The sequence below is a fragment of the Vibrio sp. Vb1554 genome, assembly GCF_033344235.1.
Genome location: NZ_JAWPOJ010000164.1, coordinates 1 through 1,491, shown reverse-complemented (window position 1 = coordinate 1,491; position 1,491 = coordinate 1). Strand labels below are relative to the sequence as shown.

Genomic DNA, 1,491 nt, shown 5'->3' with positions numbered 1-1,491 from the left:
ACACGATTAAGATTTTGAGTGTAGTATTCGGCTCCTTTCGACGTTTATGTAGTAGAGGCGAGTGGTGAGTGACGCGCATTTCCAAGGGCAGTTTGAAGTTGAGTTAAAGTATCGAGTAAAAAATCATGATGCATTTTTAAACACGCTCAAACAGATTGAGCATGAAGTCATGTTCGAAAACAACCAAGAGTCAGATTGGTTTTACGATACCCCACAACGCACGCTGACTCAGCAGGGTAAGAGTTTAGTGCTCAGAGAAATTCAGCCTGCCGGCATCAAACTGTGGATTGTAAAAGGGCCAGAAGCTGACCGTTGTGAAGCAACAAATATCACTAAGTTAGATTCTGCTCAAAGTATGCTCGAAAATATGGGTTACGAAGTGATTCAGCACAGCAAGAAAATCAGAAGTATCTTCTTTGTCGGCGAGTTCCATATCACCTTAGATTTTCTCGATGGTTTTGGTCACTTTGCGGAGTTCGCTATTATGACCGACGACGAAACTGCTTTGGCTAGCTATCGCGAGCAGTTAGTCGCACTTGCGCTGCAGTTTCATCTGAGCGAAGCGGATAGAGAGCATCGCTCATACAAAGAGATTTTATCAGCATAGTCGCTATTTCTTTCCTTTCTAAAACGCGAAGCAAATTCTTCTCAAAACACAATGTCATTTTTGTGTTCTTCTCATTGGTTTGACAGGCAACTCCTAGTAAACAGCACTATGATTACCATAGTGCTGATGCACTGAACCCACACTATCATTTAATGAGTGACGCTGTCACCTTGTGGAGGAGTAATGTATAACCGAGAACATAAGTATGTTTATTGGCGAGAGGAGAGAAAGAAAGGAAAATGGCACTACATCATGAAATCGTTTTTTATGATTTGTTGTGCGTTGTTGGTGGGTAAAATTATCGGTTTGTTCATCTTTGGAGAGCTTCACACTTTTCAGGACGTGACGGAGCAGTTTCCGGCAGATTTTTTCATCATGATGTTAGTTGGTTTCCCGATTAGTGTTGTGGGCTGGTATCACGAAGAGTCCAAGTTCTTCCGTGCTCTAAAACGTAAAGATAAGCAGCTAAAGATGAAGCGAGAAAAAGCAAAGCAAAACAATTCATCAGTGAGTTAATTTCATTTTGTGCGATGGCGCAACTTCCTGTTTTTTCGTGCAGTAATCCGCAAGGTTTCCATGATTTGTTTGCAAATTTTGTTCATGCAAGGTCTGCTAGTTTATACAAGACATACTCCGGTCTGTCACTGTGATTGGTTATTGTAAGACCGAAGGTAATAGAACGTTAAATGAGATGGATACATGGACCGACAATCAATGCTGCATAGTCAGAAGATTTACTTTTGTACTGACGAAGAACTCGCAAAACAGCAAACGCAATGCCTAGAGATTCTCTATGACTACAACCAAACGCGACCTTCAGAGGGCGAAAAACGTGGTGAAATTCTTCAGCGTTTACTTGGGGCTGTGGGCGATAACTGTTATTT

3 protein-coding genes are annotated in these 1,491 nt (G+C 41.6%); all 3 read left to right on the top strand.

The window, feature by feature from the left end; all coding sequences use genetic code 11:
- The first annotated feature begins 61 nt into the window (after positions 1-61).
- Positions 62-607, top strand: a complete 546-nt coding sequence (gene cyaB / locus R8N28_RS24605; RefSeq protein WP_318183594.1) for a class IV adenylate cyclase — start codon at positions 62-64, stop codon at positions 605-607.
- A gap of 183 nt (positions 608-790) precedes the next feature.
- On the top strand, positions 791-1,123 hold the full coding sequence (locus tag R8N28_RS24600) for a hypothetical protein (RefSeq protein WP_005464576.1): 333 nt from the start codon (positions 791-793) through the stop codon (positions 1,121-1,123).
- A gap of 183 nt (positions 1,124-1,306) precedes the next feature.
- Positions 1,307-1,491: maltose acetyltransferase domain-containing protein (locus tag R8N28_RS24595; protein ID WP_318183593.1), on the top strand; the 185-nt coding region annotated here is incomplete at its 3' end.

What these genes read in the sequence shown, in the direction of transcription:
- R8N28_RS24600 (WP_005464576.1), top strand. Translation starts at nt 791, where the DNA reads ATGTATAACCGAGAACATAAGTATGTTTATTGGCGAGAGGAGAGAAAG.